Origin of the sequence: Rhizobium sp. C104 (assembly GCF_022354505.1) — a bacterium.
GTDB classification, from domain to species: Bacteria; Pseudomonadota; Alphaproteobacteria; order Rhizobiales; family Rhizobiaceae; genus Rhizobium; species Rhizobium redzepovicii.
Window position 1 is genome coordinate 1776835 of the sequence record NZ_CP092348.1, and the last position, 23419, is coordinate 1800253.

Consider the following 23419-nt stretch of genomic DNA (forward strand, 5'->3'; position numbering starts at 1 on the left):
GGAATCTCAAAATGCACTTATATTTCGTATTTCGTGGTTGCCACCGCCATCGAACTTCGCGGCGTCCCTGATTAGTCGGTACTTCACCTGGGTTACCCTGAGGTCACGATACCAGTCCACGATAGCCCCCCAAGGGTCGACGATCTTCGCCAGTCCCGAGACAAATGCGACCACGGTCCCTATCTCGGTCTTGCCGGTGACAACGTAGTATCCCCCCAGGACGAAAATGCCAACGTAGCCCAATTGCGCCATGAGATTCATGAGAAAGTTCATGGCGTACTTGTATCGGCAGATCCCCATGTTGGCGGAGAAGATCGCTCCGATGCGCGAAGTTTGAGGATCCTCTCCCTGGCCACCTTCGATCGCATGCACCATGCCTTCGCTGACGTCGCGCATGATGGCGACCTTCGCCTCGACCCGGCGGTTGATCGCGGCCTGCATCATTGGGACGAAGGCAATCTGCGGGGCAAAGGTCGCTGCGACGGCCAGCATCATCAGCGGCTGGAGATAGATCAGGTAGCTGCAGACGGTGACAAGGATGCCGACCTGCAGCAGCGGCTCGGAGATGCTGGTTCCAACGAAACCGCCGACCGGCTCGGCTTCCGCAAGAACAATCGACAGTTCGACGCCCTCGAGCATGGATTCTGATGGCGGCGTCTCGGCCTGATGCAGAACACGCGCCCGCAGCCAGAGCGTGCCCCTCTCGCCCACCCAGCTTCTGTAGAGATTGAGGGTGAATTTAATGGCGCCCTCCACCACTGCCACCGCGAGATAGAGCGAAACGAGAAAGAGAAGCGACCCGTACGAAGCTCGCTGGGTCGCCTCGTTGACGATCCGACGCTGGAGTTCGAGAGGCGCCGCGCCGATAGCAAACAGAACCAGGGACAACCCGGCGATCAACGCCTGATGACGCCTTCCCATCAACCAGATGAAACCGAACAGGTCGGAGGGCATCGAATCCGTCGCACTTCCGGTCCTTTGCGAGAAGCGGCCAAGCAATTCAGTCCTGGAGCGCCAAATGTTCATTGCGCACTCACGGGTCAGAAAGAGAGCGCTCGACGCGCCCGCTTCGAGAGTCGTCGGATGGTTTCACCAGCAGGACGCCCACGACCGTCCCGACCATGAGGATCAGGATGACGAGGAGAAGCCTCGACATGACGGCGTCTGCGATGACCCTGACAAACATGACGGAAACTCCAGGCACGATTTCATCGTTCGAGGTGGCTCACCATGCGGAAGCCAGGGTGATCTTGTTCACCACGCCGCCGACGCCGCGGACGCTTTCCGCCGCCACCCTGGCCGCTGAGCGTTCCAGCTCCGTCTCGACCTCTCCCTTCAGGGTGACCACCCCGTTGGAGACGGTCGCAGCGACCATGGGGGGCGTTATTTCAAGCTCGGCGTTCAGGCGGCTACGAACCGCGATCCCGAGGGCCTCGTCGCCGGAAGCGGTGCACTGCCGTGGAACATCGAGAAGCGCTCGCATCAAGTCGCGACGGCTGATCATTCCGGCGAGCCTGCCGTTCTCGACGACGGGCAGGTGTTTGATGTCGTGGGCCTGCAGGAGTTCGGCGAGCTGGCTCGCGGTGGCGGTCGGAGCGGCGCTGATGACAGGCGTCGACATCACGTCCTTGACGCGCCAGCTTCGGGCCTTCACATAGTCCGCCAGTGCATCTTCGCGGTCGCGCGTATGCGGTACCGCCCGTCTCGCCCAAGACGACGCCACCCGGCGCAGCAGGTCTCCCTCGGTGACGATGCCCGTGAGCCGCCCTTCGCCATCGACGACGGGCACCGCGCCGATCTTGCTGGCGTTGACGATCTCGACGGCTTCCTTGATGTTGTGTCCCTCGTCGAGCGTCGTCACGGGGGTCGTCATGATGTCTCTAGCAAGCATCGCACTGTCTCCTTGTTGATCAAACAATTACGGAGCCAACACGCGTTGAGCGCATTGACGTGGATCAAGCCTGACACGAAGCCGCGGGAGGCCGTCTTCGCGCATCGTCGTCTCCGGAGCCTTCCGACGAAGTGCGGCATCAGGCTCGCCGGCATTGCAACCTTTTGCAGGATCAAGACGTTATGGTTCGTTCTCGTCCTCGCGCGGCACACCAAAGTCTTTCCGCGCCGTCGCAAGGAGTCTTATGCAGCATTCCGTCAAGCTGGTATCCGTCGGTACCGCAGTTCCGCCACATGTCATCGAGCAGCGTGACGCGGCGCGAGCGTCGCACACCGCGTTCTCATCACGATTTGACGATTTCGAAAAGCTGGCAAGGGTGTTCGAAACCTCGGGGATTCAACGCCGCTATGGCGTCCGGCCGATCGATTGGTATCTCGAGACGTCGGGATGGCCCGAACGGAACCTTGCTCATATCGAGGGCGCGTGTGCGATGTTCATGTCCGCCGCCAGCAAAGCTCTGGCGTCGGCGGGCCTTACAGCAGGCGACGTCGACACGATCGTAACGGTCTCCTCGACTGGTATTGCGACACCCAGTCTGGAAGCGAGGGTAAGCAGAAAGCTGGGTTTCCGGGACGACGTCGAACGGGTGCCCGTGTTCGGCCTCGGCTGTGCCGGCGGAGTCTCCGGACTTTCAATCGCGTCACGGCTGGCGGCATCCCGGCCAGGCTCGGTCGTGCTGGTGGTCGCGGTCGAGACCTGCACATTGGCATTTCGCATGGACAAGCTTACGAAGGCGAACATCGTGGCGACCGCCCTCTTCGGCGACGGGGCCGCCGCCTGCGTAGTCCGTGCCAGCGAGGCCGGTCTGGCCGAGATCGAATTTGCAGGCCAGCATACGTGGCCCGACACGCTGGACATCATGGGGTGGAGCGTCGATCCGGAAGGTCTGGGCGTGATCTTCGACCGTGCGATACCGCCGTTCGCCGAAACTCACGTGCTGAAGGGCGTAACATCCATACTCGCCCGATCAGATCTCACTCCTGACGACGTTGACCGGTTTGCGTGCCACCCCGGCGGATCCAAGGTCATCACCGCCTTGGAAGCGGCACTCAAACTGAGCCAGGGAACCCTCGACAAGGAACGTGAGGTTCTCTCGGATTATGGGAACATGTCGTCGCCAACCGCGCTGTTCGTACTCGAGAAGCTTCTTGCGCACGGACTACCCAGGAGAACCGTCCTGACGGCGATGGGACCGGGCTTCACGCTTAGCTGCCTCTCGTTGAGGGCTGCAGCATGATCCCCTCTATCATTCTTCTCGCCGCGGTCACGCTAGAGCGGGTGGTGACGCGGTTGAGATGGGCGTAGATGAAGTTGAGGCCGGGCGTCGTTCCCAATGTCCGAGAAGGCGGGGCTTGATTTGTTCCGGCCGATGCGGCTCGCGCAGAAGTTGGCGGTCGATGAGTTCGAGTTCGCGCTCGGTCGGCGGTGGGCTGCTATGTTCAAACATGTTCGACCCTTAAAGCCTGTGCCGGCTGATGACTGCGATCGCTTCTTCGGCGATGACTTGTTCCTCGTTGGTCGGAATGACAAGGGCGACGATTTCGCTTTCCCTCGCGCTGATTACGGTAGCATTCATCTTGTTCGCGGGCTCGCTCAACGAGAGACCCAGCCAACCCAGATGGTGCGCGACGCCACTGCGTATTTCCGATTGATGCTCGCCGACGCCGGCGGTGAAGACGACGGCGTCCACCCCGCCTGAGAGACGGCAAGCCTTCCTATCTCGCCGGCGATCCTGAAGCAGAAGAGGTCGAGGGCTTCCCTGGACGCCGGATTGAAGTCCTCCAGCAGGACCCGGACGTCACCGCTTTTCCCGGAGACGCCGAGTAGCCCGCAACGGTGGTGAAGGAAATCCTCGAGGCTGTCTGCGTCGTGGAAATTGTTGCGCAGAAGGTGGACGACAGCGCCGGGATCGAGCGACCCCGGCCGGGTCGACATCGGAACTCCGCCCAGCGGGGAGAAGCCCATGCTGGTGTCTATGCTCACGCCGTCGACCATTCCGCAAAGGCTCGCGTCGCTTCCAAGATGCGCGCAGATGATACGGCCGGCGGCCAGGTCTGGATCGTGTTTCCTGAGCTCGCCGGCGACGTACTTATAGGAAAGTCCGTGGAAGCCGTATCTGCGGACCCCGGCGTCGTGCAGCTCTCTGGGAATGGCGAGCCGCGCGGCAAGACTGCTCTGCGACGAATGGAATGCGGTATCGAACGACGCAGTCTGCGGTATGTCCGGATATGCACTCCGGACGGCGCGAACGATCGCAAGCGCCGGAGGAAGGTGCACCGGCGCGAGATGCGTCAGGTGTTCCATTCTGAGGACGACGTCTGGCTCCAGAAGAACGGGGCCATCGAAGACCTGTCCGCCGTGGACGATTCGATGGCCGGCCACCACGGGGTCGAATCCTCTGCGGACAATGCAATCGACGACCTGCAATACCAGCCGCGCGTCGATCTCTGTACTGGACGGAAGATCGACAGCCTCGTCCCCGCCAGAAAATCGCAAGGTGAACCTTGGCTGGTCCCCGAGCGTGGCAATACCACCTCCCAGCCGGAGTGCTCGACCGTCCTTCAGGCTGAAGACGCCGACCTTGAGGCTGGAGGACCCGGCGTTGAAAGTGACGGCAACCCTATCCATGGCCCGAAGCCCTGGAGCGTGCCGTCCCAGCAGACTTCGCAGCCACCTTCGTTGCGCCTTGCCTGGCTGCCTCCTTGCTTGCCTCTTCGAAGAACTCGCATGCGTACTCGAGGACGGACGTCTCGTCTTCCGACGACAGACCGAACGGCGCGCACTGCTCCTTCATGGCCCGCAAGACCTTCTTCTTTAACGCAGCGACCGCAAAGGCATTCTTCGAAGCGAGAACCTCCCTCAGGCAGGTTATAGCGACGACCTCCAGGACGGTAAGCTTGCCTTGCACCTCACCCTGGGTCGGTATCGCGAAGCGTTCTCCGCCGCGCTTGCAGTCACGATCCATGATCAACATTGCCGTCTCTCCTCCCTTCGGCAGCCGAAACTTCGTCCGGGTCCAGTGCGCGTCGAAGCCTGCGCAGCACGACCGCGCGACCCTTCTCGTCGGCGACGGATTTCAGACGATCGGACAGGTCCAGAACGAACCGCTGATAGTCGTTGTTCCAGTCTGGCTTGCCGGGCACGACCGGCTTGATACGTGCGGGCCTCGTGTCTTCGATGAGGCGTGCACCCGCCGGTGAAAGCTCGTAGGCATCATCCAGCGACGGGCAGACGACCTTTGCCGAAACTTGCTTCGAGAGACGCGCGGACATCGCTTCACGAGCGCGCTCCTCTCCATGGACAAGGAAGACTGCGTTCCGGATCGGCTCCCGCTCGGCAACCCACGCATCCAGTTCGCTTGCATCCGCGTGTCCGCTGTAGGCGTCGAGCGTGGCCATCCTGGCGCAGACGTGAATCTCCTCGCCCTGGATGCGGATATCGGTAGCGCCCTCCTGCAGGATACGGCCAAGCGTCCCCGCCGCCTGGAACCCGACGAACAGCACAGTGCACTCCGGCCGCCAGAGCCAGTTCTTCAGGCGGTGGCGAATCCGCCCTGCCTCGCACATTCCGCTTGCCGCAATGATGATGTGAAAGCCCCGGACGAGATCGAGCGCCTTCGACTGCTCGGCAGTCTCCGTGAAGCGCACGTTTTGAGCGTTAAGCGCGCGAAGGAACGCCTTGCCGTGACCGAGGTCCGCCGCATGCTTCTTGAATGCCTCGGTCGCTCTCGACGCGAGCGGCGAGTCTATCATGATAGGGCACCGTGGCACCTCTCCTTCGTCCATGAGGGCCACGAGGTCAGTCAGCACCTCCTGCGTCCTCTCGACGGCGAAGGAGGGAATCAGAAGAACCCCGCTGGGGCTGTTCGAAGTCGCGACTACTTCGCGCAGCCGGTCCCGTCGATCTTTCAGAGCGTATTCTTCCCTTTCACGGTCTCCGTATGTGCTTTCGCAGATGAGGTAATCGACATCTGAAGGTGCCCGAGGGAGGTTTTCGAACAATTTGTTGCTCGCGCCGACGTCGCCGGAGAACAAAGATCTCGTCGCCCCGTCGGCGCCTGGCGCCTCGACTTCGATCGATGCGGAACCCATCAGGTGTCCAGCATTCCAATAACGGAACTTCACGCCGCCAACGGTCTCCCGCCACTCACCGTACTCGACGGCAATGAACTGCGGCAGCATTCTGCGGGCGTCGTCGGCGGTATAGACGGGCTCCACCGTCTCTCGCGCCCTTCTCCGATTCCTTCGATTGAGCTGCCGGACCTCCGACTCCTGGATGTGACCCGAATCCTGCAGCATGATCGTGCAAAGGTCGATGGTTGCTGCCGTTGCAAAGATTGGCCCGGCATATCCCGCGTTCGCAAGCTTCGGAAGCAGCCCCGAGTGGTCGATGTGCGCGTGTGTGAGTAGCACGGCGTCGATCCGCGACGGCTCGAAGGGAAATGGTTTGTAGTTGAGTTCCTTCTCCGACTTCGAGCCCTGGAACATTCCACAGTCGATGAGAATGCGTGTGTCACCGCTCTCTAAAAGGAAGCACGATCCGGTCACCGACCCAGCGGCGCCATGGAAGTGAAGGATCGGATTGGCCATGACAGCTCCTATGTGTTGTCGGGTACTTTAAGGCACTCCGGACGAAACCACGTTGACGAAGGTCAAAGACCCGTTCGCGGCTCGCCTGATCCGCAATTTGGGGGTGATGCAGGCCACCGCCAGGTTCGATTGACCAAGCGCAAAGCCAATAATTTTGGATGGCGCATCATACCCCACGAGGCCAACGCGCTTCGGAACCCAACAGGAGGTAAAAATGACGGACTTGGCAATCCAACAGGACATACTCGACGAGCTGGCGTTCGAACCCAGCATCGACGCCGCCCATATCGGGGTCTCGGTGGAAGATGGCATTGCGACCCTCTCCGGTCATGTGTCGACCTACGCGGAAAAGCTGACAGCGGAAGACGTCGCGGCGCGGATGAAGGGCGTCCGGGCGGTGGCTGTAGAGATCGAGGTGCGGCGCGTCGGTCACAAGCAGCATGCGGACGACCAGATAGCATCGCGGGCGATCGACATCATCGCCTGGAACACGGCGCTCCCGGAGGGATCGGTGCATGTAAAGGTCGAGAGCGGCTGGGTCACGTTGTCGGGCGAAGTGCGCTGGCGGTTTCAGAGGACTGCCGCCGAACATGCCGTCAGGAAGCTCGGCGGCGTGGTCGGCGTCATCAATCTGCTGACGATACGGCCGTGCCCGACGGTGCCGGACGTCCGCCGTCGGATCGAGGACGCCCTGAAACGGAGTGCCGAAGTCGACGCTGGAGGGATCACGGTCAAGGTTCAGGACGACAAGGTCGTTCTCGAAGGGGGCGTGCGCGCCTGGCACGAGCGCGGCGTCGCCGAGCGGACGGCCTGGTCCGTACCAGGCGTTGCCGCCGTCGAGAACCACATCCGCATCAACTGAAAAAGAGGGAGGGGCCCGCCCCTCCCTCTCCGCGCCCCACCGTACGCGCCACCCCCTCGGCGTAGCGGAGGGTTGACCGTCAGGCCGCCTTCACCGTGATCTTCTTGCTGTTTTGCTGCCGCTCGGGTGTCTTCGGCAGCGTCACCTTGAGAACGCCGTTGGAGAACTTTGCCTCGATCTTCTCGCTGTCCACGCCGCGCGGCAATTCCAGGCTTCGGTGGAACGACCCGTAGCGCCGTTCGGAGAGGTAATAGTCCTTTTCCTTCTCTTCCTTGGCCTCGTTCTTCTCGCCCTTGATGGTGAGCACACCGTCGGCGAGCGTGATGTCAAGATCCTTGGCGTCGACGCCTGGAAGCTCGGCCGACAGCTCGAAGGCTTTGTCGGATTCAACGAGATCGACGGCGAGCATGCCGCGCGAGAACGCGGCCGGCATCCTGCTGAAGGCCCGGTCGAAAATCGACGGGCTCCCGAAGTCGTTGAACACGCGGTCGATCTCGGACCGGAGGCTGTCGAGGGGCCACCAGCGGTCGGCGGGGGCCGCCGGCCTTGCTTCGGTCTTAACGGAAAGTTTCGTTGAAGAGTCTGCCATTGTCATTCTCCTTCTCTCAAGAATACCGTCGTTCACAGGCGGCGACGCGTACATAGAACAGTCCATTGCAATCTCAGTCTTTGATCACCATCAAATCACCCTGGCTTTTGTCATTCGAGTTTCCTCGGACTGAGGATTGACCTGGGACAAGGCCCCAATTGCCGGACCATGCGAAGATTTCCTCTCGATCGAGGAGGAAAGCCGCCATGACATCGGGATATTGCGTCCACCTGCTCCACTTGGACGATGCGCTGATCGCCTACAGCCTGATTCAGGTGGCGGCTCCGTGCTTTTCTGCCGACGATTGGGCGCGAGTGGTGGCGAGCGCCGATCGGTGGACGCTCGTCTCGTTAAAGGATCCGGCAGGTTATGTGCGTGGGCTGGCCGTCTACCGGATCGGCACGCATCCGATCGCCGGACGATTGATGGACGTGCCGATCTTCGCGGTGGCGAGCGTCATTGACGACGTGACCATCACGGACCTCCTGTTCACCTCGCTGCGAAGGCGATCGGCGGGATGCGACTACATGCGGTTCTGGGCGCAGTTTCCAGGTGATTTCTCAGAGATGGAAAGCGAAGACCGATTTCGCCGGTGGGATCATGGCCTGATGTTCAGGATCGACCAGAAGCCGTCTCCGGCCTTGCTGTAAAGAGATATCCGACGCCGCGGACGGACTTAATCAGGCTAGGATTGGCCGGATCCGTCTCTATCTTGCGCCGCAGCCTCACGATCAGCGCGTCGATAGTTCGGTCGAAGCCGTCGCGGCCACGCTTGTGCGTCAAGTCCATCAGTATGTCACGGGTCATGACGCGCCCGGCATGGGTGGCGAATACATGCAGCATGTCGAACTCCCCCGTCGACATCGCCACTTCGTCCCCGGCCGGGTTGGTCACCGCTCTCCGTTCTACGTCAAGCCGCCATCCCGCGAAACGGAGCACGCCTTCTTCCGGGGGTGCGGGTTCGGTTGAAACTGTTCGTCTTCGCAGAACCGTCCTCACGCGGGCGAGCACCTCCCGGAGATGGAATGGCTTGCCAATATAGTCGTCCGCGCCGACCTCCAGACCGACGACGCGGTCCATCACATCGTCGCGGCCGGACAGCATGATGATGGGGACGTCCGAACCTGAACGGATTTCCCTTGCGAGTTGGAGTCCGTCACAGTCTCCCGGCAGGACGACGTCGAGCAGGACGGCGTCGAATTTCGCGCCCGCCATTCTCGCGCGCATCTGTGAGCTGCTGCCTGCCACGTCGACGTCGAATCCCTCCTCGCCGAGGTACTGCGCAAGCATTCTCTGAATCCGGACATCGTCGTCCACGACAAGTATGCGGGTCCGCCTGAGAGTTCCGCTCGTCATTCCGGCTTTCTTCGCCTGTTACGGATTGTTACACAATCGCACCAAGTCTTACGCTTCTCGCATTCCGGTGTCATCAGGGTTCGGTCAAATCCAGGCCAAGCAACGGCAGATGGAGGCCACGACATGCAAGCGGTATCAAACATCCATTCACTCGAACGGCCGCGGGCGCATGGAATGATCGACTTCGCGCCCCTGTTCATGCGCCAGACCGTCGAGACTGCCCAGTCGGGAACCACGATCTTCTTCGAGGGCGACGCCGCCCGCCATGTGTTTCGCATCGTCCGCGGGAACGTCCGCATATGCCGGTTCCTTCCCGACGGCCGCCGCCTCATCATCGGTTTCCTTGGCGCGGGCGACCTGGTCGGCTTGTCATTTCGCAACCGCTACATGTTTGCAGGCGAGGCCATCGATGACGTGGCCTTCACCCGGATGAACAAGCGGACGCTGGAAGAGGAACTGCAACTCGTGCCTGATTTCCGGCTTCAGCTTCTGTCGCAACTTCGCGACGAAATCTCGGCGGCACAGGACCACATGCTCCTGCTGTCGCATAGAACGCCGAGCAGCGTGTCTGCACCTTCCTTCTTCATCAGCTGGAGCGGAACGAGGGGCGGGACGGCCGGACGATCAGTCTGCCAATGGTGCGCGCCGACATCGCCGACCATCTCGGCATGACGATCGAGACCGTGTCGAGGACGCTTACCAAGCTAGTCGCCAAGAGCATACTATTGCCTGCGGACAAGCATCAGTTCAAGGTTGCCAGCCGGTCGTCACTGGCCCGCGCCGCCGACGAAGACCCGGACGACGAGTTCGAAGAGACAGAACTCTGGAGCACGCTATGCTGGAATACGCTACCAGTGAAACCGACCTGGACCGGATCGTGCGCATATTCGACGGGGCCAACCTCATCGTCCACGGCTTGGACGGCGTCATCCAGCGCTGGACCTCGGGCTGCGAGCAACTCTACGGATGGTCCGCCACGGAGGCTGTAGGAAAGGTGGTGCACGAGCTCCTGGATACGCAATTTCCGGCAGACGTGGCGGAGATTCGAGCCAATGTGCGTACCAAGGGATCTTGGAGCGGTCAGGTGGGTCACCGACGGAAGGACGGTGTCAGGCTGGCCATTGTGACACGGTGGACCCTCCTCGAACTTGGCGATCCTGACACGCTCATCGTCCAGTCCAACAACGACGTGACACTCATGCAGGAGGTCGAGCACGAACTGCGGGAGCGACAGGCTCACCTCCAGTCCATTCTTGATACGGTCCCAGACGCAATGGTCGTCATAGACGACAGAGGTGTCATCGCTTCTTTCAGCGCTGCGGCGGAGAAACTCTTCGGCTACTCCGCGCACGAGACCACCGGGCGGAACGTCTCCATGCTGATGCCCTCGCCCGACCGGGAGGCGCACGACGGATACTTGGATTCATACATCCGGACCGGGCGCCGCCGGATCATCGGCTATGGGCGCGTGGTCGTCGGTCTCAGAAAGAACGGGACCACCTTTCCGATGGAGCTCTCGGTCGGCGAGGCGATCGTGGGCGGCAAGCGGACCTTCACGGGCTTCGTAAGGGATCTCACGAGCCGCCACCGCATAGAAGCCGAGCTGCGGCAGTCGCAGAAGATGGAGGCGGTCGGCCAGTTGACTGGAGGGCTCGCCCACGACTTCAACAATCTGCTCGCCGTCATCAGCGGCAACCTCGAAATGCTGGAGGCCCGTCTGGCCGAGCCGGGGCAGTTGTCCCTGCTGCGCGAGGCGCAGTCCGCGGCCGACGACGGCGCCAGACTGACCTCGCAGCTTCTGGCGTTCGGAAGGCGGCAAGCTCTCGCACCGAAGGTGCTGGACGTCGGCGCCCTGCTTGGAGAGTTTTCAGACCTCGTCCAGCGAACGCTCGGCGACTCCGTCGAGCTCCGGACGATCATTCCTGGACGGCGGCTGAGCGCAATGGCGGACAAGGCGCAGCTCCAGAGCGCGCTTCTCAACCTTTCGCTCAACGCCAGGGACGCGATGCCTGCCGGCGGCCGCCTGGCGATCGAGATATCCGGCGTCGAGATCGACTCCGACTACGCCGGCATGTACCCGGCGATCCGCCCCGGCAAATACGTCCTCATTTCGGTGACAGACACGGGCACTGGAATGACCTCGGAGGTGATGGAACGTGCTTTCGAACCGTTCTTCACAACAAAGCCGACGGGTTCGGGAACGGGACTTGGGCTCAGCATGGTCTACGGTTTCGCCAAGCAATCCGCAGGACACTTGCAGCTCTATAGCGAACCTGGCGAGGGGACAACGGTACGCCTCTTCCTTCCACGCGCCGACGCCGGAAAAGATTCCCTTCCCGGCGAACAGCGGGCCGAGGACGCCCCGTCTCGAGGCACGGAAACCATCCTGGTGGTCGAGGACGACGCGAGAGTTCGCAGAGTGACGGTCGGCCGTCTGGAGACGCTTGGCTATTCAGTGATCGAAGCTACGAACGGGATCGACGCGTTGAAGGAGCTGGAGGCGGCGCATGACGTAGCGCTTCTGTTCACCGATGTTGCCATGCCTGGGATGAACGGCGACGAACTGGCCCGAAGGGTACGCGAGCGCTGGCCGACGGTGAAAATTCTTCTCACGTCGGGCTTTTCGGAGCCTCATGCTGCGGAGAAGGAGATCGAAGCGGGCGCCGGCTGGCTGAAGAAGCCGTATACGGCTTCGGAGATGTCGGCTCGTCTCAGGCTGCTGCTCGACGCGAGGCATGATCGAGATTCTGCTCGACTGCAGGATTTCAATTTAAAAAAATGAACGCGGCGCGGACGGCGTCGAGGCGCATGTCTGTCTTCGCGGAAGATCCCGCGGGCTACGTCCCCGCCCAAGGCCGTTCTCCAAGAACAACAAAGGTTTCCCTGCACTCGCGACGGAGGCTCTGCATTGGCAAGCACGGAATTTCGGAGACGAGATTTGCGCGCAAGTCGATCTCGGAAATTTGAGGCTATGCAAAGGGCGCTCAGCGGCGCCCTTGCTGCTGAATGTAGGCGGAGCGGCTAACGTCTAGCAGCCCACGATATTCGATCACCCGACCGTCAGCCGATCGTCGAGAGTGCTGATCCCCGGAGCGGACCATGCAGCGCGTTCCGCCGCCTGCCGTTCCGACCAGGTCTTCACCTTGCCTGAGAGGATAACCTTTCTGCCTTTCACATCGATCCTAATTGCATCGGCGTCAAGAGCGGCGTCGCGCTGAAACGCATCCTCTATGCGCTTCTTGACATCCACGGCCGTAACGCGGGGCTTCAGCTCCACGAGATTGGATACCCCCACCACGCCGGCGAGATCGCGCACTGCGTCGTAAGCCGCGTTCTTTTGATATTGCCACTCGACCTCGCCCCGCAGGGTCACCCACCCTGTGAGAACCCGCACCTGCACGGAATCCTTTGGCACGGAAACGTTCCAGTCGAGCATTTTGACAGCTCGCCGGGCGATGTCGTCGTCGTCTGTTTCCTTGGGTCCGAAGATCCGCACTTCAATTTCGGCAGCAATTCCGCGCACGCCCTTGACGCGACGAACTACTCGCTCGGCGGCTTCCTTCTCCGCGTAGGTGCGCACATGACCCGTCAGGGTTACAATCCCGCTGTCGACCGCGACGCCGATATCAGCCGCGTCGATGCTGGGCTCGAATTCCATTTCGTCAAGAATGTTCTGTCTGAGTTGAATGTCGTTCATGACAACCTCCTTCAGGTTTGCGACGTGCCGATCGTGCCCGTGCCGTAGAATTCCGTCTTTGATCTTCATCAAGCAGGTGAGCGACCTTGAGATCTCAGCGGACCGAACATCGTCTGCGAACTCGCTACTGAGTCTGCACGTCGGTGGCCACGAAGAGGCGGTGGCCGTTCCTCACGACGGTGATGAGAGCGCGGGCATGCTCCTTCAAGAGAATTGCGAGAAGTTGCCCGACGTCGGTCACCGGCTGCTGGTCGACAGCGACGATAACGTCGTCCGGCTGCAGGCCGGCCTGTGCAGCGACCGAGCCCTCCGTCGCGACGACGACGCGCGCGCCGAGACCGTCGGGGGAGTTCGCCATCTCGACGTCGGCGAGAGGGCCACGGGAGATATGGATGGTACGAGGAGCGGCCGGTTCGGCGACCGGTGCGGCGGATACCTCAGGAAAGACCTCTATCCTTCGGCTGGCGCGATCGATCTGGAAGGATGGCTTGGACTGCAATGGTAGCGATCCCACAAGCCTGCGTACGTCGGACGCGCCGCGCACTGTCCTTCCGTCGACCATTCGGACGACGTCGCCCGGCTGAATTCCTGCATTCGCAGCCGGCGAACCGGGCCGGACTTCGCTGACGAGCGCCCCCGGCTCTTCATCCACGCCGAACGCTTTTGCAAGACCGGGCGTCAGGTCCTGCGTGACCAGTCCCACCTCGCCGCGTACCAGCTTGCCGGTCAGGATGAGCTGCCGCATCACGATGCCGACGGTCTCGGCGGGCACTGCAAAACCAATGCCGATGCTTCCGCCGGCCGGCCCGATGATCGCGCTGTTGATCCCGACGACGACGCCGTCCTCGTTTACAAGTGCGCCGCCCGAGTTGCCGGGATTTGTCGAAGCGTCCGTCTGAATGAATCCTTCGTACCCCTCCGATCCCACGGCCCGGCGTCCAAGCGCGCTGACGATGCCCATAGTGGCGGTCTGGCCCAGGCCGAAGGGATTTCCGATTGCCACGACGACGTCGCCGACATGGAGCGAGGACGCGCTTCCAAAATCGGCATGAACAAGATGATCGGGTGGAATTTGAACGACGGCGACATCCGTCTCGGGATCGGCGCCGACGAGTTTCGCTTTGAAGCGTCGGCCATCGGAGAGCGCCACCTCGATTTTCGAGGCGCTTGCTATGACATGTTGGTTGGTGACGATGTAGCCGTGGACCTCGTCGATGACGACACCCGAGCCGGCCGATTGGAAGCCGTTCTCTGCCGGCGCGGCGTCGTCAGGTAGTCCGAAAAACTTTCTGTAGAAGGGATCGGCGAGCGTCGCATCCGCGTCGTCGAGTTCCTTGCCCTGCACCGAGATGCTGACGACGCTCGGCACGACACGCTGGAGCATGGGCGCGAGCGACAGGCTGTTTGCAACGGCGGGAGCCGACAACAGGCTCTCACCTGCGATGAAGAGCGCCCCCAGGGCTAGCAACGAACGCGACATCTCTGATCTCCTCGCGGAAGCGCCGCCGGTTGTCGACGGACGTCTTGACGAAGAAGCTTCCGTTTTGCCCGATCGATCCGCATTGATCCTCGTCAACGCGGATGGCGGCTATGGCACGATGATGGCTGCGCCGTTGATGCGGCCTGCCCGCAGGTCGTCGAGAGCCTCGTTTGCATGTTCAAGCGCGTAGACGATGGTCACGCATCTGACCTCGGCCGCCTTCGCGATCGAGAAGAATTCCTCCCCGTCGCCCCGCGTCAGGTTCGCCACCGAAACGACCCGCCGCTCGCCCCAGAGCAGACGGTAGGGCATGCTCGGGATGTCTGACATGTGGATGCCGCCGCAGACCACCGTTCCGCCCTTCCGCACTACGTCGAGCGCCATCGGCACGAGCTCGCCGGCCGGCGCGAAGATGATGGCGGCGTCGAGGGGCACCGGCGGCCTCTCACCGGAGAACCCGGCCCAGACGGCGCCAAGATCAAGCGCGAACTTCCGCCCAGCCTGGTCTCCAGGACGCACGAACGCATAGACGCTCTGGCTCCGATGCTTGCACACCTGCACGAGGATGTGGGCGGCCGCGCCGAACCCGTAGATGCCGATCGTCCTCCCCTCGCCCGCCATCTTCAAGGATCGCCACCCGATGAGGCCAGCGCAGAGAAGAGGCGCGGTCGCCACCGAGTCCGTATCGTTAGGCAGTTCGAACGCGTAGCCCGCCTCGACGACCGCATGCGTCGCGAAGCCGCCGTCGATCGAGTAGCCGGTGAAGCCGGGGGCGTCGCAAAGATTCTCGCGACCCTGTCGGCAATATGGGCAGTGGCCGCAGGTGTGGCCCAGCCAGGGTACCCCGACTTTTCGACCGATAAGACGACGAGGAACGCCCTCGCCCGCTGCGATCACGGTTCCCACAATCTCATGCCCCGGAACGAGGGGAAGCTTTGGCTGGGAGAGGTCTCCGTCGCAGACGTGAAGGTCCGTCCGGCAGACGCCGCAGGCCTCCACCTTGACGACGACGTGGCCGGGCGACGCTGGCGGGTCCGGCCGCTCCACTAGACGGAGCGGCTGCCCCACCTCTTCCAGTACCATGGCCCTCACGTTTCCCTCCATCGGCATGGGCATCGCTATAGTCGTATCACCACCTACCGGGCCCCGGCTTGATCCCGGTCAAACATCCGGATTGATACTCGTCAAAGACCGATTGTCTTAGAGCAGATAGGCTCGTGGACACAGCGCCACGACCTCATCCAAAGGAGACGGACATGCGCGAACAAGAAGAGGCACGCAAGACAGCAACCGACATAGCCACGACCATTCCTCCGGTCGAGCGAACGTGCGCAGACCTTGTTCTCGGACGTCGAGACGAGGATCGCTGGGAGGTGACAGCAGTGACGCCGCGAGGCGAGGCGTGGGCGAGAGACCATTTTTGCTGCGCGCTCCGGCAATCCTTCACTGGCACCATGTGTCTCGACATCATGAGCGCCGATCGGCTTCTCAAGGAAGCGCATGACGATGGCCTGACGACCGAGTTCGTCAGCCTATCTGGAAAGGACATATACTGACATGTTCGCCACCATCGTCTGCGCCATCGGCCGAGGATCCCGGCAACGCATGCTACAGCTCGTCGAAACGGCCCGCGCGCAGCTCGCGCCCAACGGAAGCCTCCACCTCATTCACGCGGTTGAGGGTCTGCCTTTGTCTGCCGCGCCGGACGATTGGGCGGTCGATGTGATGGCCGCCGCCGAGAGCAGACTTTCGGAAGCTTTGCGGTCGACCAACACTCCTGCTTTGATACGCGTCCGCGCGGGCAACCCGTCTCAGGTCATCATCGCCATCGCGAAGGAGATCGCCGCCGATCTCGTTGTGATCGCCTCTCACCGAGACGACGTGCTCGACCGAGTCTTCGGCTCGGTCGTGGACCATGTCGTGCAGCGTGCACCATGCTCCGTGCTCGTCTTGCGAACGACCCGGTAAGCCCCGCGCTTCACACGACAGTCTTCGCTTCAGCCTCGCTAACCTGACAGGAGGCGGCGTCACAATACAGTTCGGCGGCGTGCGACAACGTTCTTGACCCGGCCTCGCATAGCCGCGCCGCCTCCCTGGGATACTGCTCCAGCTCGCTCTCAACGTCGTCCGAAAGGACCTCGACCGCATCACCGTTGTCGATGCTGCCGACAAGTCGAGCCAGGAATTCACAGTATCGTAGCCCCGTCGCGCGGCGGACGCCGTCAAATCCGTAGTGACTTGGATCAGGAACCGCTTGCTAACAATGGGCGGGAGGTCGGCGTTGAGCGTTTCGCTGCGATGCAGGCTGAGGGAATTGGCATGTGGTGCTCCGTTTGCGGGATGTGGAATCAGCGCGAGGATCGTCGGTCATTCCGTCCTGACTGCGCTTCGACCCGACACGGCCGTTACGACGATCCCGTAGAAGACGTGAGGAGAGCCGTCGAGCATGGGGAGCTCGTGGGGCTTCATGGAGCCGATCTCCCACCAGTCCGAATACTTTTGGAGAAGCGACCATGCATGGAGCCTTTCGCTTCGTCGCGCGTCGCTGTCAGGAAACTCCTCGAACCTGCCTTCGACAACGACGCTCGTCCACCCGCCTGCGCTCGAACGCTGCTCGACGTGAAGGCAGACCTTGTCGTTTCCCCGCATCCAGTCGAGCTTCTTGCCGGGCATGGTGAAGCTATAGGCAACCCCGCTGGAAAAGGCGAAATAGATCGCCGCCACGTAAGGCTGCCCATCCTTGCAGCAGGCGAGATGACCGAAGCGCTCGTTCTCAAGGATCCGGTAGCACTCACCGGGGTTGATCTCCGTCAGCTTGATCGTCATGGCCGTGTCCTCCAGCTTTAATGAAGGCAAGATCATAGGAGCTTCGTTGCGCCGCGGCCTTGACAAAGCGCAATGCGAACTCTCTCCGCGGCAGGCATCATGACGGCTGTTTAACCTCAGGAGGCCAGCATGAAGCCGCAGTTCCATCTCCCGTTATCGACCTATCCCGACCCCAGTTCCTTCACCATAGTCGACAATGCTATCGGCCTCGCTCGGCAGAACGACGCCGATCTCGTCGCCAGCATCCCGCAAGTCCGGATCCCCAGGTCCATCAGCCCTTTCCCACTTTTATCGATGTCGACACATGGCGGGAACAAGCAGAGGGGAATAGCCGGCACAGCGGGACTTTGTTGCGGGAACATCTCGATCACGCTGTTTCGGAGACTGGCGTCGAAGTGCGAATCCATGGATTCGAGGCCACGGAGCCGTTCGTCTACGAACGTTTTTCCGAAATCGCCAGGTGTCACGACCTCTCCATCGTCGAGGCCTCGGAACTGTCCCGCCAGTTTTCCGAGACGCTGCTGTTCGGGAGCGGCCGTCCTATCGTACTGTTTCCCGCCACCAGCGTCTGCTCTCGCGTGGACACGATCGCCGTTGCCTGGGACGGCAGCGCCACCGCAGCACGTGCCCTATCCTGCGCCCGCTTTTTCATCGAACGCGCGACCAAGGTGCAGGTCATCTCGATCACCGACGACAAGGAGATCGACGAGGCGAACCGCTCGCTACTGATCTCTTCTTTGAAGCACTCGGGATTCGAAGTGGAAGACGTATCGATTCAGGCAGGTGGAGAGACCGCGACCGCTGCCATCCAATCGGCCGCGCTGGAACGAAAAGCGGACCTTCTGGTCGCGGGCGGATTTGGCCATTCCCGGCTTCGTGAATTCATCCTCGGCGGCGTCACTCGGGAACTGCTCGTCAAGGCCGAGCTACCAGCGCTTCTCGCCCATTAGAGGGCGCGAAGGGCGTTGAGGATGACCGCCACGTCGATGGCCTCCTGAAGCAACGCGCCGCCAACCGGCGGAAGGTATCCCGCTCCCGCAAACCCCATCGCGATGAGCGAGAGACCTATACCCGTATAGATGCTCTGAAGCGCGATTTTGCGTGAACGACGCGCGATGCCGATCGCCTTCACTATCTGCGTGAGGTCGTCCCGGACGAGCACGATATCCGCAGCCTCCGCAGCCGCCGCAAGGTTTTCGACGCCCACCGCGATTCCGACTTCGGCTGCCGCCAGCGCTGGCGCGTCGTTCACTCCGTCGCCGACCATCAGAACTCTCCCGTGGACGCGCTCCTTCTCGATGACTGCGACTTTGTCTGCGGGATCGAGCCTCGCCGCGACGTCGTCCAGGCCCAGAGAGCGAGCTATGGCTGTCGCGATAGGCAAGCTCGTCCCCGGAAGCGAGGACTATTCGAGAAATCCCTGATGCCCTGAGCTGGTTGACGAGCTGGACGGCGTCTTTGCGAAGCCGGTCTTCGAGCGTGATCGTGCCAGCCGACGCGCCGTCAAAGAGCACCTTCACACGCATTGCGCTGCTTGAACCGTTCGGCCCGGACGGCGGAACCTCTCCGAAATAGGTGTCTCCTCCGACGTCGACATGCACGCCATCGACGATTCCGGAGATCCCGGATCCCGCAGTCTCGGTCACCCCCGACGGGCGGGTCAACACTAATCCACGCCTATGCGCCTCGTCCACCAGCGCGCGTCCGACCACATGGCCGGACGCCTGGTCCAGCGAGGCGGCCAGCCGCAGGATTCTGTCTGGATGCTCCGGGCCGTCTATCGCGCCGACTTCGGGCTGTCCTGCGGTGAGCGTCCCCGTCTTGTCGAACACTACTACGGTGGCTTGGGCGAGGGCCTCAAGAGGTCCCGCTCCCTTCACCAGAACGCCCTCCTTGGCGGCTTTTGAAGTGCCGGCCGCAAGTGCGACGGGTACGGCTAAGATCAACGGACATGGCGTGGCGACGACCAGCACGGCCACGATCCGTGACATGTCTCCGGACAAGATTGCCGATAGTCCTGCGACCGCGATCGTAGCGAACAGGAACCAGACCGAGAACCGGTCGGCCAGGCGCATCAGCTTCGCCTTGGATCGCTTCGACGCTTCCACGAGTCTGACTATTCCTGCATAGGTGCTGTCCTCGGCACGGCTTAGAACACGGATTTCAACCGCGTCGCCATCGTTCGTAGCGCCACTCGAAATGCTTCCACCCTTGGCGATGCGCACCGGGAAAGGCTCTCCGGTTAAAACCGCCTGGTCGATCGTTGCGAATTCGCCGACAAGCGCCCCGTCCGCCGGTACGACGTCTCCCTTGCGTATCAGGAGCACGTCGCCGACTGCGACCGTCTCGATCGGAATTTCTTCGAAGCCACTCCCGGCAAGCCGCAGGGCGGTCCGCGGAACTTGCGCCAGCAAAGCCGACATCCCCTCGTCGGCGCGACGATGTGCGTATGCCTCCAGAAACTGACCGCCGGAATACATGAGGCCGACGATCGCTCCGGCGAGATATTCGCCGAACCATAAGGAGGACCCCATGGCCAGGGCCGCGATCAGGTCCAGACCGTATTCCTCTTTCTGCAGCTTCTTGGCGATTTCAACGCAAAGGGACAGCAGACTCAGGCTGGTGCAGCCCACCAGGATTAACCGATATCCAGGGCCGTGACCCGCGAGATAGAAGGCGAATGCGGCCGCAAGCGCAAGCAGCGACGACAGCACCAGAAGGCCCGACCGGGAGTCTCCTTCCCTCAGTCGCGACAGCCCGCCCTCAGGCCACGTCCACCTACCAGCCCACCAAGCCGCCGCTGTAGCCACCTCTCACCCCCCATCAATCCAGAAGCCTCAGCGGAACGATTTTGCGCAATCGATGCAGAACGGTGTATAGGGGACCGCCGCGAGGCGCTCCTTGCCGATCGAGCGGTGGCATTTGACGCATCGCCCGTATGTGCCGTCGTTCAGCCGGTCGATCGCCGCGTCGATGGCCTCGATCTGGTCGCGCCCCTCGGCTTGCATCTCGCGAAGAACCTCATCGTTTTCAACCTGGGTCGCGCGCTCCTCGCTGTCCTTCTCGAGCGCGACGCAGAGGTCCGCATCGATCGCTCCGAGACGACGGACAAGGTCATCCTTCATCGTCTGCAACACGGCCTGTACTGAGCTTTTATTCATTTTAGTGCCTTCCAATCTTGCCTGATCAATGCGGGTCCACACGCGGCATCGTCGGGAACCAATCCAAGCGCAGCGCGTGGCCGCATAAAGCCGCGGTCCATAAATCGGCTCCAGCATATCTCAGTTCGATCGAAGCTCCTTGATCCCGGTCAATGCCTCTTGCGCGGGAGCACATAGGCTGTCGGGGGAGCCTTCGATGAATCGTCGCGACAAGCCCGGAGCCCATGATGAATCTGACGGCGCAGACACCCGCCCCCACGACGCCTGCGGTGATCGGACTGACAAGCATCGAGGCCGAGGAACGCCTCGCCGAGCTTGGACCCAACACGCTGCCCGAGCCTGAGCCCCCATCGCCGCTGCGGGTCTTTCTCATCCAATTTCGCAATCCGATCATCTACATCCTCTTGCTGGCATCGGCGCTCTCGTTTGCGACCGGCAGAATCGAAGACGGCCTGTTCATTCTCGTCGTGCTTCTGATCAATGCCTCCATAGGCACCTACCAGGAGTATTCTGCGGATCGAGCGGCCGCCGCCCTTCGCAAGCTTGAGCAGCCGTCGGCCAGGGTCATACGGGACGGCGTGGCTTGCAGGATCGAGGCCAAGCGGCTGGTCGTGGGCGATCTCGTTCTTCTGGAATCCGGCGACCGAATCCCTGCCGATCTGATGCTTGTCGATGCAAGTGATCTCCGATGCGACGAGTCGCTTCTGACCGGCGAGTCGATGCCGGTTCCCAAGGGGCGAACCGTCGAAGGATCGTCGAATGAAACCGCCAGTTCCATGCTGCTCGCGGGTTCCTTGGTGACGCGCGGGCGAGCCAAGGGCGTCGTGACCGCTACAGGTACCGCGACCATGCTTGGCGGCATCGCCGCCAAGTTGGGAAGAGCCAGTTCGTCGCAGCCCCCGCTTGTTGCCCGTCTGGCGAAGTTCACGAATGCGCTGGCGGTTTTCGTAGGATTGGCAGCTTTGTTGCTGGTCGTCGCGGGCTTCATGCAGGGCCTACCTATGCACGACCTTGTGATGATGTCCGTTGGACTGGCGGTGAGCGCTGTTCCCGAAGGGCTCCCGATCGCGATCTCCGTCGCGCTTGCCGTCAGCATGCGGCGGATGGCCGCCCGCAACGTCATCGTCCGAAGCATGCCGGCCGTTGAGGCCCTGGGTTCGACTACAATCATCGCCACGGACAAAACGGGGACCTTGACCAGCAACGTGCAGACGGTAACCGAAATTCGCCTGCCGGACGGCACGGACATCGCCCTGGACGCCCATGCAGATCTCGACAAGTGCGAGATCAGGGCGAGCGGCCTGGACAGCGACCTTGTCCGCGAGAGGGCGCGCAGGCTGCTACGCGCCGCACTACTCGCAAACGAAGGAACCCTGGCTCGCCGCGACGATCTCTGGGTCGCCGCCGGAGACACGGTCGACGTGGCGCTTCTTGCAGCAGGACGGAAGGCCGGGCTGGGACAGGAAGAGTTGAACGACCGATACCCGCTGGCGGCAAGGATCGCCTACGAGCCCGAGCACAAATACGCTGCATCCTTCCACCACGGCGGTGATCGGATTCATGTCTTCGTCAAGGGGGCGTCGGAGGTGCTCATAGAAATGTCTGATCGCATGGACTCCGCGGGAAACGTAGTCGAAATCGACCGTACGTCGCTTTTGGCGCAGAAGGAAGAAATGGCCGCTCGAGGCCTCAGGGTGCTCGCGTTCGCCGAAGGGGAAATCGGCGCGTCCCTCGCCGGAAGCCTCGGACACGGTCACCTTGTCGATCTCGTGTTCTTGGGGCTGGCCGGACTGCAGGACCCGGTCCGGCCCGAAGTGCCGAACGCTATGAAAGACTGCCACGCGGCGGGCGTGGAGGTCGTGATGGTGACCGGGGACGACCCGCGGACTGCTGCCGCGATTGCCCGAGATGCCGGCCTGGGCTTTCACGCGGGCCAGGTCGTTTCGGGCCACGACATCGATGAAGCCGCTCGAGCGGGCGACCAACGGCTGGACGAGATCACAAGGGAGGCCCGCATCTACGCCCGCGTGCAGCCAACGCAGAAATCGGCGATCGTCGCATCTCTGATCCGCAATGGCCACATCGTCGCCGTCACCGGAGACGGCGTGAACGACGGCCCGGCGTTGAAGAAGGCGCATGTCGGAGTCGCGATGGGACTCAGGGGAACCGAGGTGGCGAAGGAAAGCGCCGATCTTGTCGTCACGAACGACAACTTTGCATCCATCGTCGCGGGGATCGCAGAAGGCAGGGCGGCCTATCGCAACATCCGCAAGGTGGTGCTGATGTCGGTCGCAACGGGCGCCGCCGAGGTCCTGCTCTTCATGCTCTCGCTGCCGTTCGGCCTGCCCATGCCGCTCCTCCCTGTTCAGCTCTTATGGCTCAATCTCGTGACAAACGGCATCCAGGACGTCGCGCTTGCCGGCGGCAGGCCGGAAGGAGACGAACTGGCGGGGCCGCCACGTTCTCCGCTCGAACCTGTCCTCGACGGGACGATGATCCAGCGCGTCGTCCAATCGACGGTCGTGATCGGCGGAGCGGCGTTCCTGGCATTCCAGTGGATGATTGCGCATGGATATGGCGTTCCCGAAGCCCGCAACATAACGCTTCTCATCTTCGTGATGTTCGAGAACGTCCAGACCCTGGCATGCTCCTCCGAAAGACGATCGATATTCTCCGTCGATATCCTTCGAAACCGCTTCCTGCTCCTCAGCGTGCTCGCCGCCCAGACGATCCACATCTCGGCGATGTACGTGCCGTGGCTTAGCGGAACGCTCGGCCTGTCGCCGATCATGCCTCTCGAATGGGGCCTCAGCATGCTGATCGCTAGCTCCCTCGTTCTCGTGACCGAGGTCGACAAGTTCGTCTCCCGGCGACGCCGCGATCGTTCATCCCATGCTTGACGAAGATC

General features: G+C 62.0%; 21 protein-coding genes and 3 pseudogenes. 10 read left to right on the forward strand and 14 right to left on the reverse strand.

Annotated features, from left to right (window positions below):
• Nucleotides 1-6 precede the first annotated feature (6 nt).
• From MF410_RS09920 to MF410_RS09930, 3 genes are all read right to left on the reverse strand, one after another.
• Nucleotides 7-954 carry an ABC transporter ATP-binding protein gene (locus tag MF410_RS09920; protein WP_239620356.1) on the reverse strand — a complete coding sequence of 316 codons (948 nt, stop codon included), beginning with the start codon at nucleotides 952-954 and terminating at the stop codon, nucleotides 7-9.
• Nucleotides 955-1033: 79 nt separating this feature from the next.
• The gene (locus tag MF410_RS09925; RefSeq protein WP_018073256.1) at nucleotides 1034-1186 is read right to left on the reverse strand and encodes a hypothetical protein; all 153 of its coding nucleotides are present in this window, start codon (nucleotides 1184-1186) and stop codon (nucleotides 1034-1036) included.
• Between the two features lie 39 nt (nucleotides 1187-1225).
• Complete coding sequence (locus tag MF410_RS09930; RefSeq protein ID WP_183777772.1) at nucleotides 1226-1891, reverse strand: CBS domain-containing protein; 666 nt, start codon at nucleotides 1889-1891, stop codon at nucleotides 1226-1228.
• Nucleotides 1892-2135: 244 nt separating this feature from the next.
• On the opposite strand from MF410_RS09930, the gene MF410_RS09935 reads away from it, so the two are divergent.
• Nucleotides 2136-3188, forward strand: a complete 1053-nt coding sequence (locus MF410_RS09935) for a type III polyketide synthase (protein ID WP_097625203.1) — start codon at nucleotides 2136-2138, stop codon at nucleotides 3186-3188.
• A 219-nt stretch (nucleotides 3189-3407) separates the two neighbouring features.
• On the opposite strand, the pseudogene MF410_RS09940 reads toward MF410_RS09935, so the two are convergent.
• The 3 genes and pseudogenes from MF410_RS09940 to MF410_RS09950 all read right to left on the reverse strand — a co-directional run bounded on the left by MF410_RS09940 (nucleotide 3408) and on the right by MF410_RS09950 (nucleotide 6540).
• Nucleotides 3408-4579: pseudogene (locus MF410_RS09940) on the reverse strand (acetate/propionate family kinase).
• A complete protein-coding gene (locus MF410_RS09945) occupies nucleotides 4572-4925 on the reverse strand; it encodes a hypothetical protein (RefSeq protein WP_097625201.1) in 354 nt (117 codons plus the stop codon). The pseudogene MF410_RS09940 and the gene MF410_RS09945 overlap by 8 nt, the downstream one beginning before the upstream one ends.
• Nucleotides 4906-6540, reverse strand: coding sequence for an MBL fold metallo-hydrolase (locus MF410_RS09950; protein WP_097625200.1), 1635 nt, complete (start codon nucleotides 6538-6540; stop codon nucleotides 4906-4908). Before MF410_RS09950 ends, MF410_RS09945 begins: the two co-directional genes overlap by 20 nt.
• Nucleotides 6541-6754: 214 nt before the next feature.
• On the opposite strand from MF410_RS09950, the gene MF410_RS09955 reads away from it, so the two are divergent.
• Complete coding sequence (locus MF410_RS09955; RefSeq protein WP_097625199.1) at nucleotides 6755-7402, forward strand: BON domain-containing protein; 648 nt, start codon at nucleotides 6755-6757, stop codon at nucleotides 7400-7402.
• Between the two features lie 79 nt (nucleotides 7403-7481).
• Here MF410_RS09955 and MF410_RS09960 read toward each other — a convergent pair whose 3' ends face one another.
• Complete coding sequence (locus tag MF410_RS09960; RefSeq protein WP_165503981.1) at nucleotides 7482-7991, reverse strand: Hsp20/alpha crystallin family protein; 510 nt, start codon at nucleotides 7989-7991, stop codon at nucleotides 7482-7484.
• Between the two features lie 206 nt (nucleotides 7992-8197).
• On the opposite strand from MF410_RS09960, the gene MF410_RS09965 reads away from it, so the two are divergent.
• Nucleotides 8198-8641 carry a hypothetical protein gene (locus tag MF410_RS09965; RefSeq protein WP_097625197.1) on the forward strand — a complete coding sequence of 148 codons (444 nt, stop codon included), beginning with the start codon at nucleotides 8198-8200 and terminating at the stop codon, nucleotides 8639-8641.
• Here MF410_RS09965 and MF410_RS09970 read toward each other — a convergent pair.
• Nucleotides 8604-9347, reverse strand: a complete 744-nt coding sequence (locus MF410_RS09970) for a response regulator transcription factor (protein ID WP_097625196.1) — start codon at nucleotides 9345-9347, stop codon at nucleotides 8604-8606. The two genes, MF410_RS09965 and MF410_RS09970, sit on opposite strands and share 38 nt — an antisense overlap.
• 123 nt (nucleotides 9348-9470) lie before the next feature.
• On the opposite strand from MF410_RS09970, the gene MF410_RS09975 reads away from it, so the two are divergent.
• The 3 genes from MF410_RS09975 to MF410_RS09985 are packed head-to-tail and all read left to right on the forward strand — an operon-like array spanning nucleotide 9471 to nucleotide 12129.
• Nucleotides 9471-10019 (forward strand): cyclic nucleotide-binding domain-containing protein, encoded by a 549-nt coding sequence (locus MF410_RS09975; RefSeq protein WP_239620358.1) that lies wholly within the window; start codon nucleotides 9471-9473, stop codon nucleotides 10017-10019.
• Nucleotides 9938-10336, forward strand: a complete 399-nt coding sequence (locus tag MF410_RS09980; protein ID WP_239620420.1) for a helix-turn-helix domain-containing protein — start codon at nucleotides 9938-9940, stop codon at nucleotides 10334-10336. Before MF410_RS09975 ends, MF410_RS09980 begins: the two co-directional genes overlap by 82 nt.
• A complete protein-coding gene (locus MF410_RS09985; protein ID WP_239620421.1) occupies nucleotides 10225-12129 on the forward strand; it encodes a PAS domain-containing sensor histidine kinase in 1905 nt (634 codons plus the stop codon). The genes MF410_RS09980 and MF410_RS09985 overlap by 112 nt, the downstream gene beginning before the upstream one ends.
• A gap of 267 nt (nucleotides 12130-12396) precedes the next feature.
• On the opposite strand, the gene MF410_RS09990 is transcribed toward MF410_RS09985, so the two are convergent.
• The 3 genes from MF410_RS09990 to MF410_RS10000 form a co-directional block, all read right to left on the reverse strand.
• On the reverse strand, nucleotides 12397-13044 hold the full coding sequence (locus MF410_RS09990; RefSeq protein ID WP_097625451.1) for a BON domain-containing protein: 648 nt from the start codon (nucleotides 13042-13044) through the stop codon (nucleotides 12397-12399).
• Nucleotides 13045-13168: 124 nt separating this feature from the next.
• Entirely contained in the window at nucleotides 13169-14524 is a 1356-nt protein-coding gene (locus tag MF410_RS09995; RefSeq protein ID WP_097625193.1) for a trypsin-like peptidase domain-containing protein, read from the reverse strand.
• Nucleotides 14525-14632: 108 nt separating this feature from the next.
• Entirely contained in the window at nucleotides 14633-15616 is a 984-nt protein-coding gene (locus MF410_RS10000) for a zinc-dependent alcohol dehydrogenase family protein (RefSeq protein WP_179867105.1), read from the reverse strand.
• Between the two features lie 164 nt (nucleotides 15617-15780).
• On the opposite strand from MF410_RS10000, the gene MF410_RS10005 reads away from it, so the two are divergent.
• Nucleotides 15781-16080, forward strand: coding sequence for a hypothetical protein (locus tag MF410_RS10005; RefSeq protein WP_097625192.1), 300 nt, complete (start codon nucleotides 15781-15783; stop codon nucleotides 16078-16080).
• 1 nt (nucleotide 16081) lies between these two features.
• Complete coding sequence (locus MF410_RS10010) at nucleotides 16082-16492, forward strand: universal stress protein (protein ID WP_097625191.1); 411 nt, start codon at nucleotides 16082-16084, stop codon at nucleotides 16490-16492.
• 399 nt (nucleotides 16493-16891) lie between these two features.
• Here the strand turns inward: MF410_RS10010 and MF410_RS10015 are convergent, their stop codons facing one another.
• The gene (locus tag MF410_RS10015; RefSeq protein ID WP_165503982.1) at nucleotides 16892-17350 is read right to left on the reverse strand and encodes a pyridoxamine 5'-phosphate oxidase family protein; all 459 of its coding nucleotides are present in this window, start codon (nucleotides 17348-17350) and stop codon (nucleotides 16892-16894) included.
• A 129-nt stretch (nucleotides 17351-17479) separates the two neighbouring features.
• Between MF410_RS10015 and MF410_RS10020 the strand changes: the two are divergent.
• Nucleotides 17480-18300, forward strand: a pseudogene (locus MF410_RS10020) (universal stress protein).
• Here MF410_RS10020 and MF410_RS36760 read toward each other — a convergent pair.
• Nucleotides 18297-20160, reverse strand: a pseudogene (locus MF410_RS36760) (heavy metal translocating P-type ATPase). The pseudogenes MF410_RS10020 and MF410_RS36760 sit on opposite strands and share 4 nt — an antisense overlap.
• Nucleotides 20161-20187: 27 nt before the next feature.
• Complete coding sequence (locus MF410_RS10035) at nucleotides 20188-20511, reverse strand: TraR/DksA family transcriptional regulator (protein WP_097625187.1); 324 nt, start codon at nucleotides 20509-20511, stop codon at nucleotides 20188-20190.
• Between the two features lie 224 nt (nucleotides 20512-20735).
• On the opposite strand from MF410_RS10035, the gene MF410_RS10040 reads away from it, so the two are divergent.
• Nucleotides 20736-23411, forward strand: a complete 2676-nt coding sequence (locus tag MF410_RS10040; RefSeq protein WP_239620364.1) for an HAD-IC family P-type ATPase — start codon at nucleotides 20736-20738, stop codon at nucleotides 23409-23411.
• The last annotated feature ends 8 nt before the right edge of the window (nucleotides 23412-23419 follow it).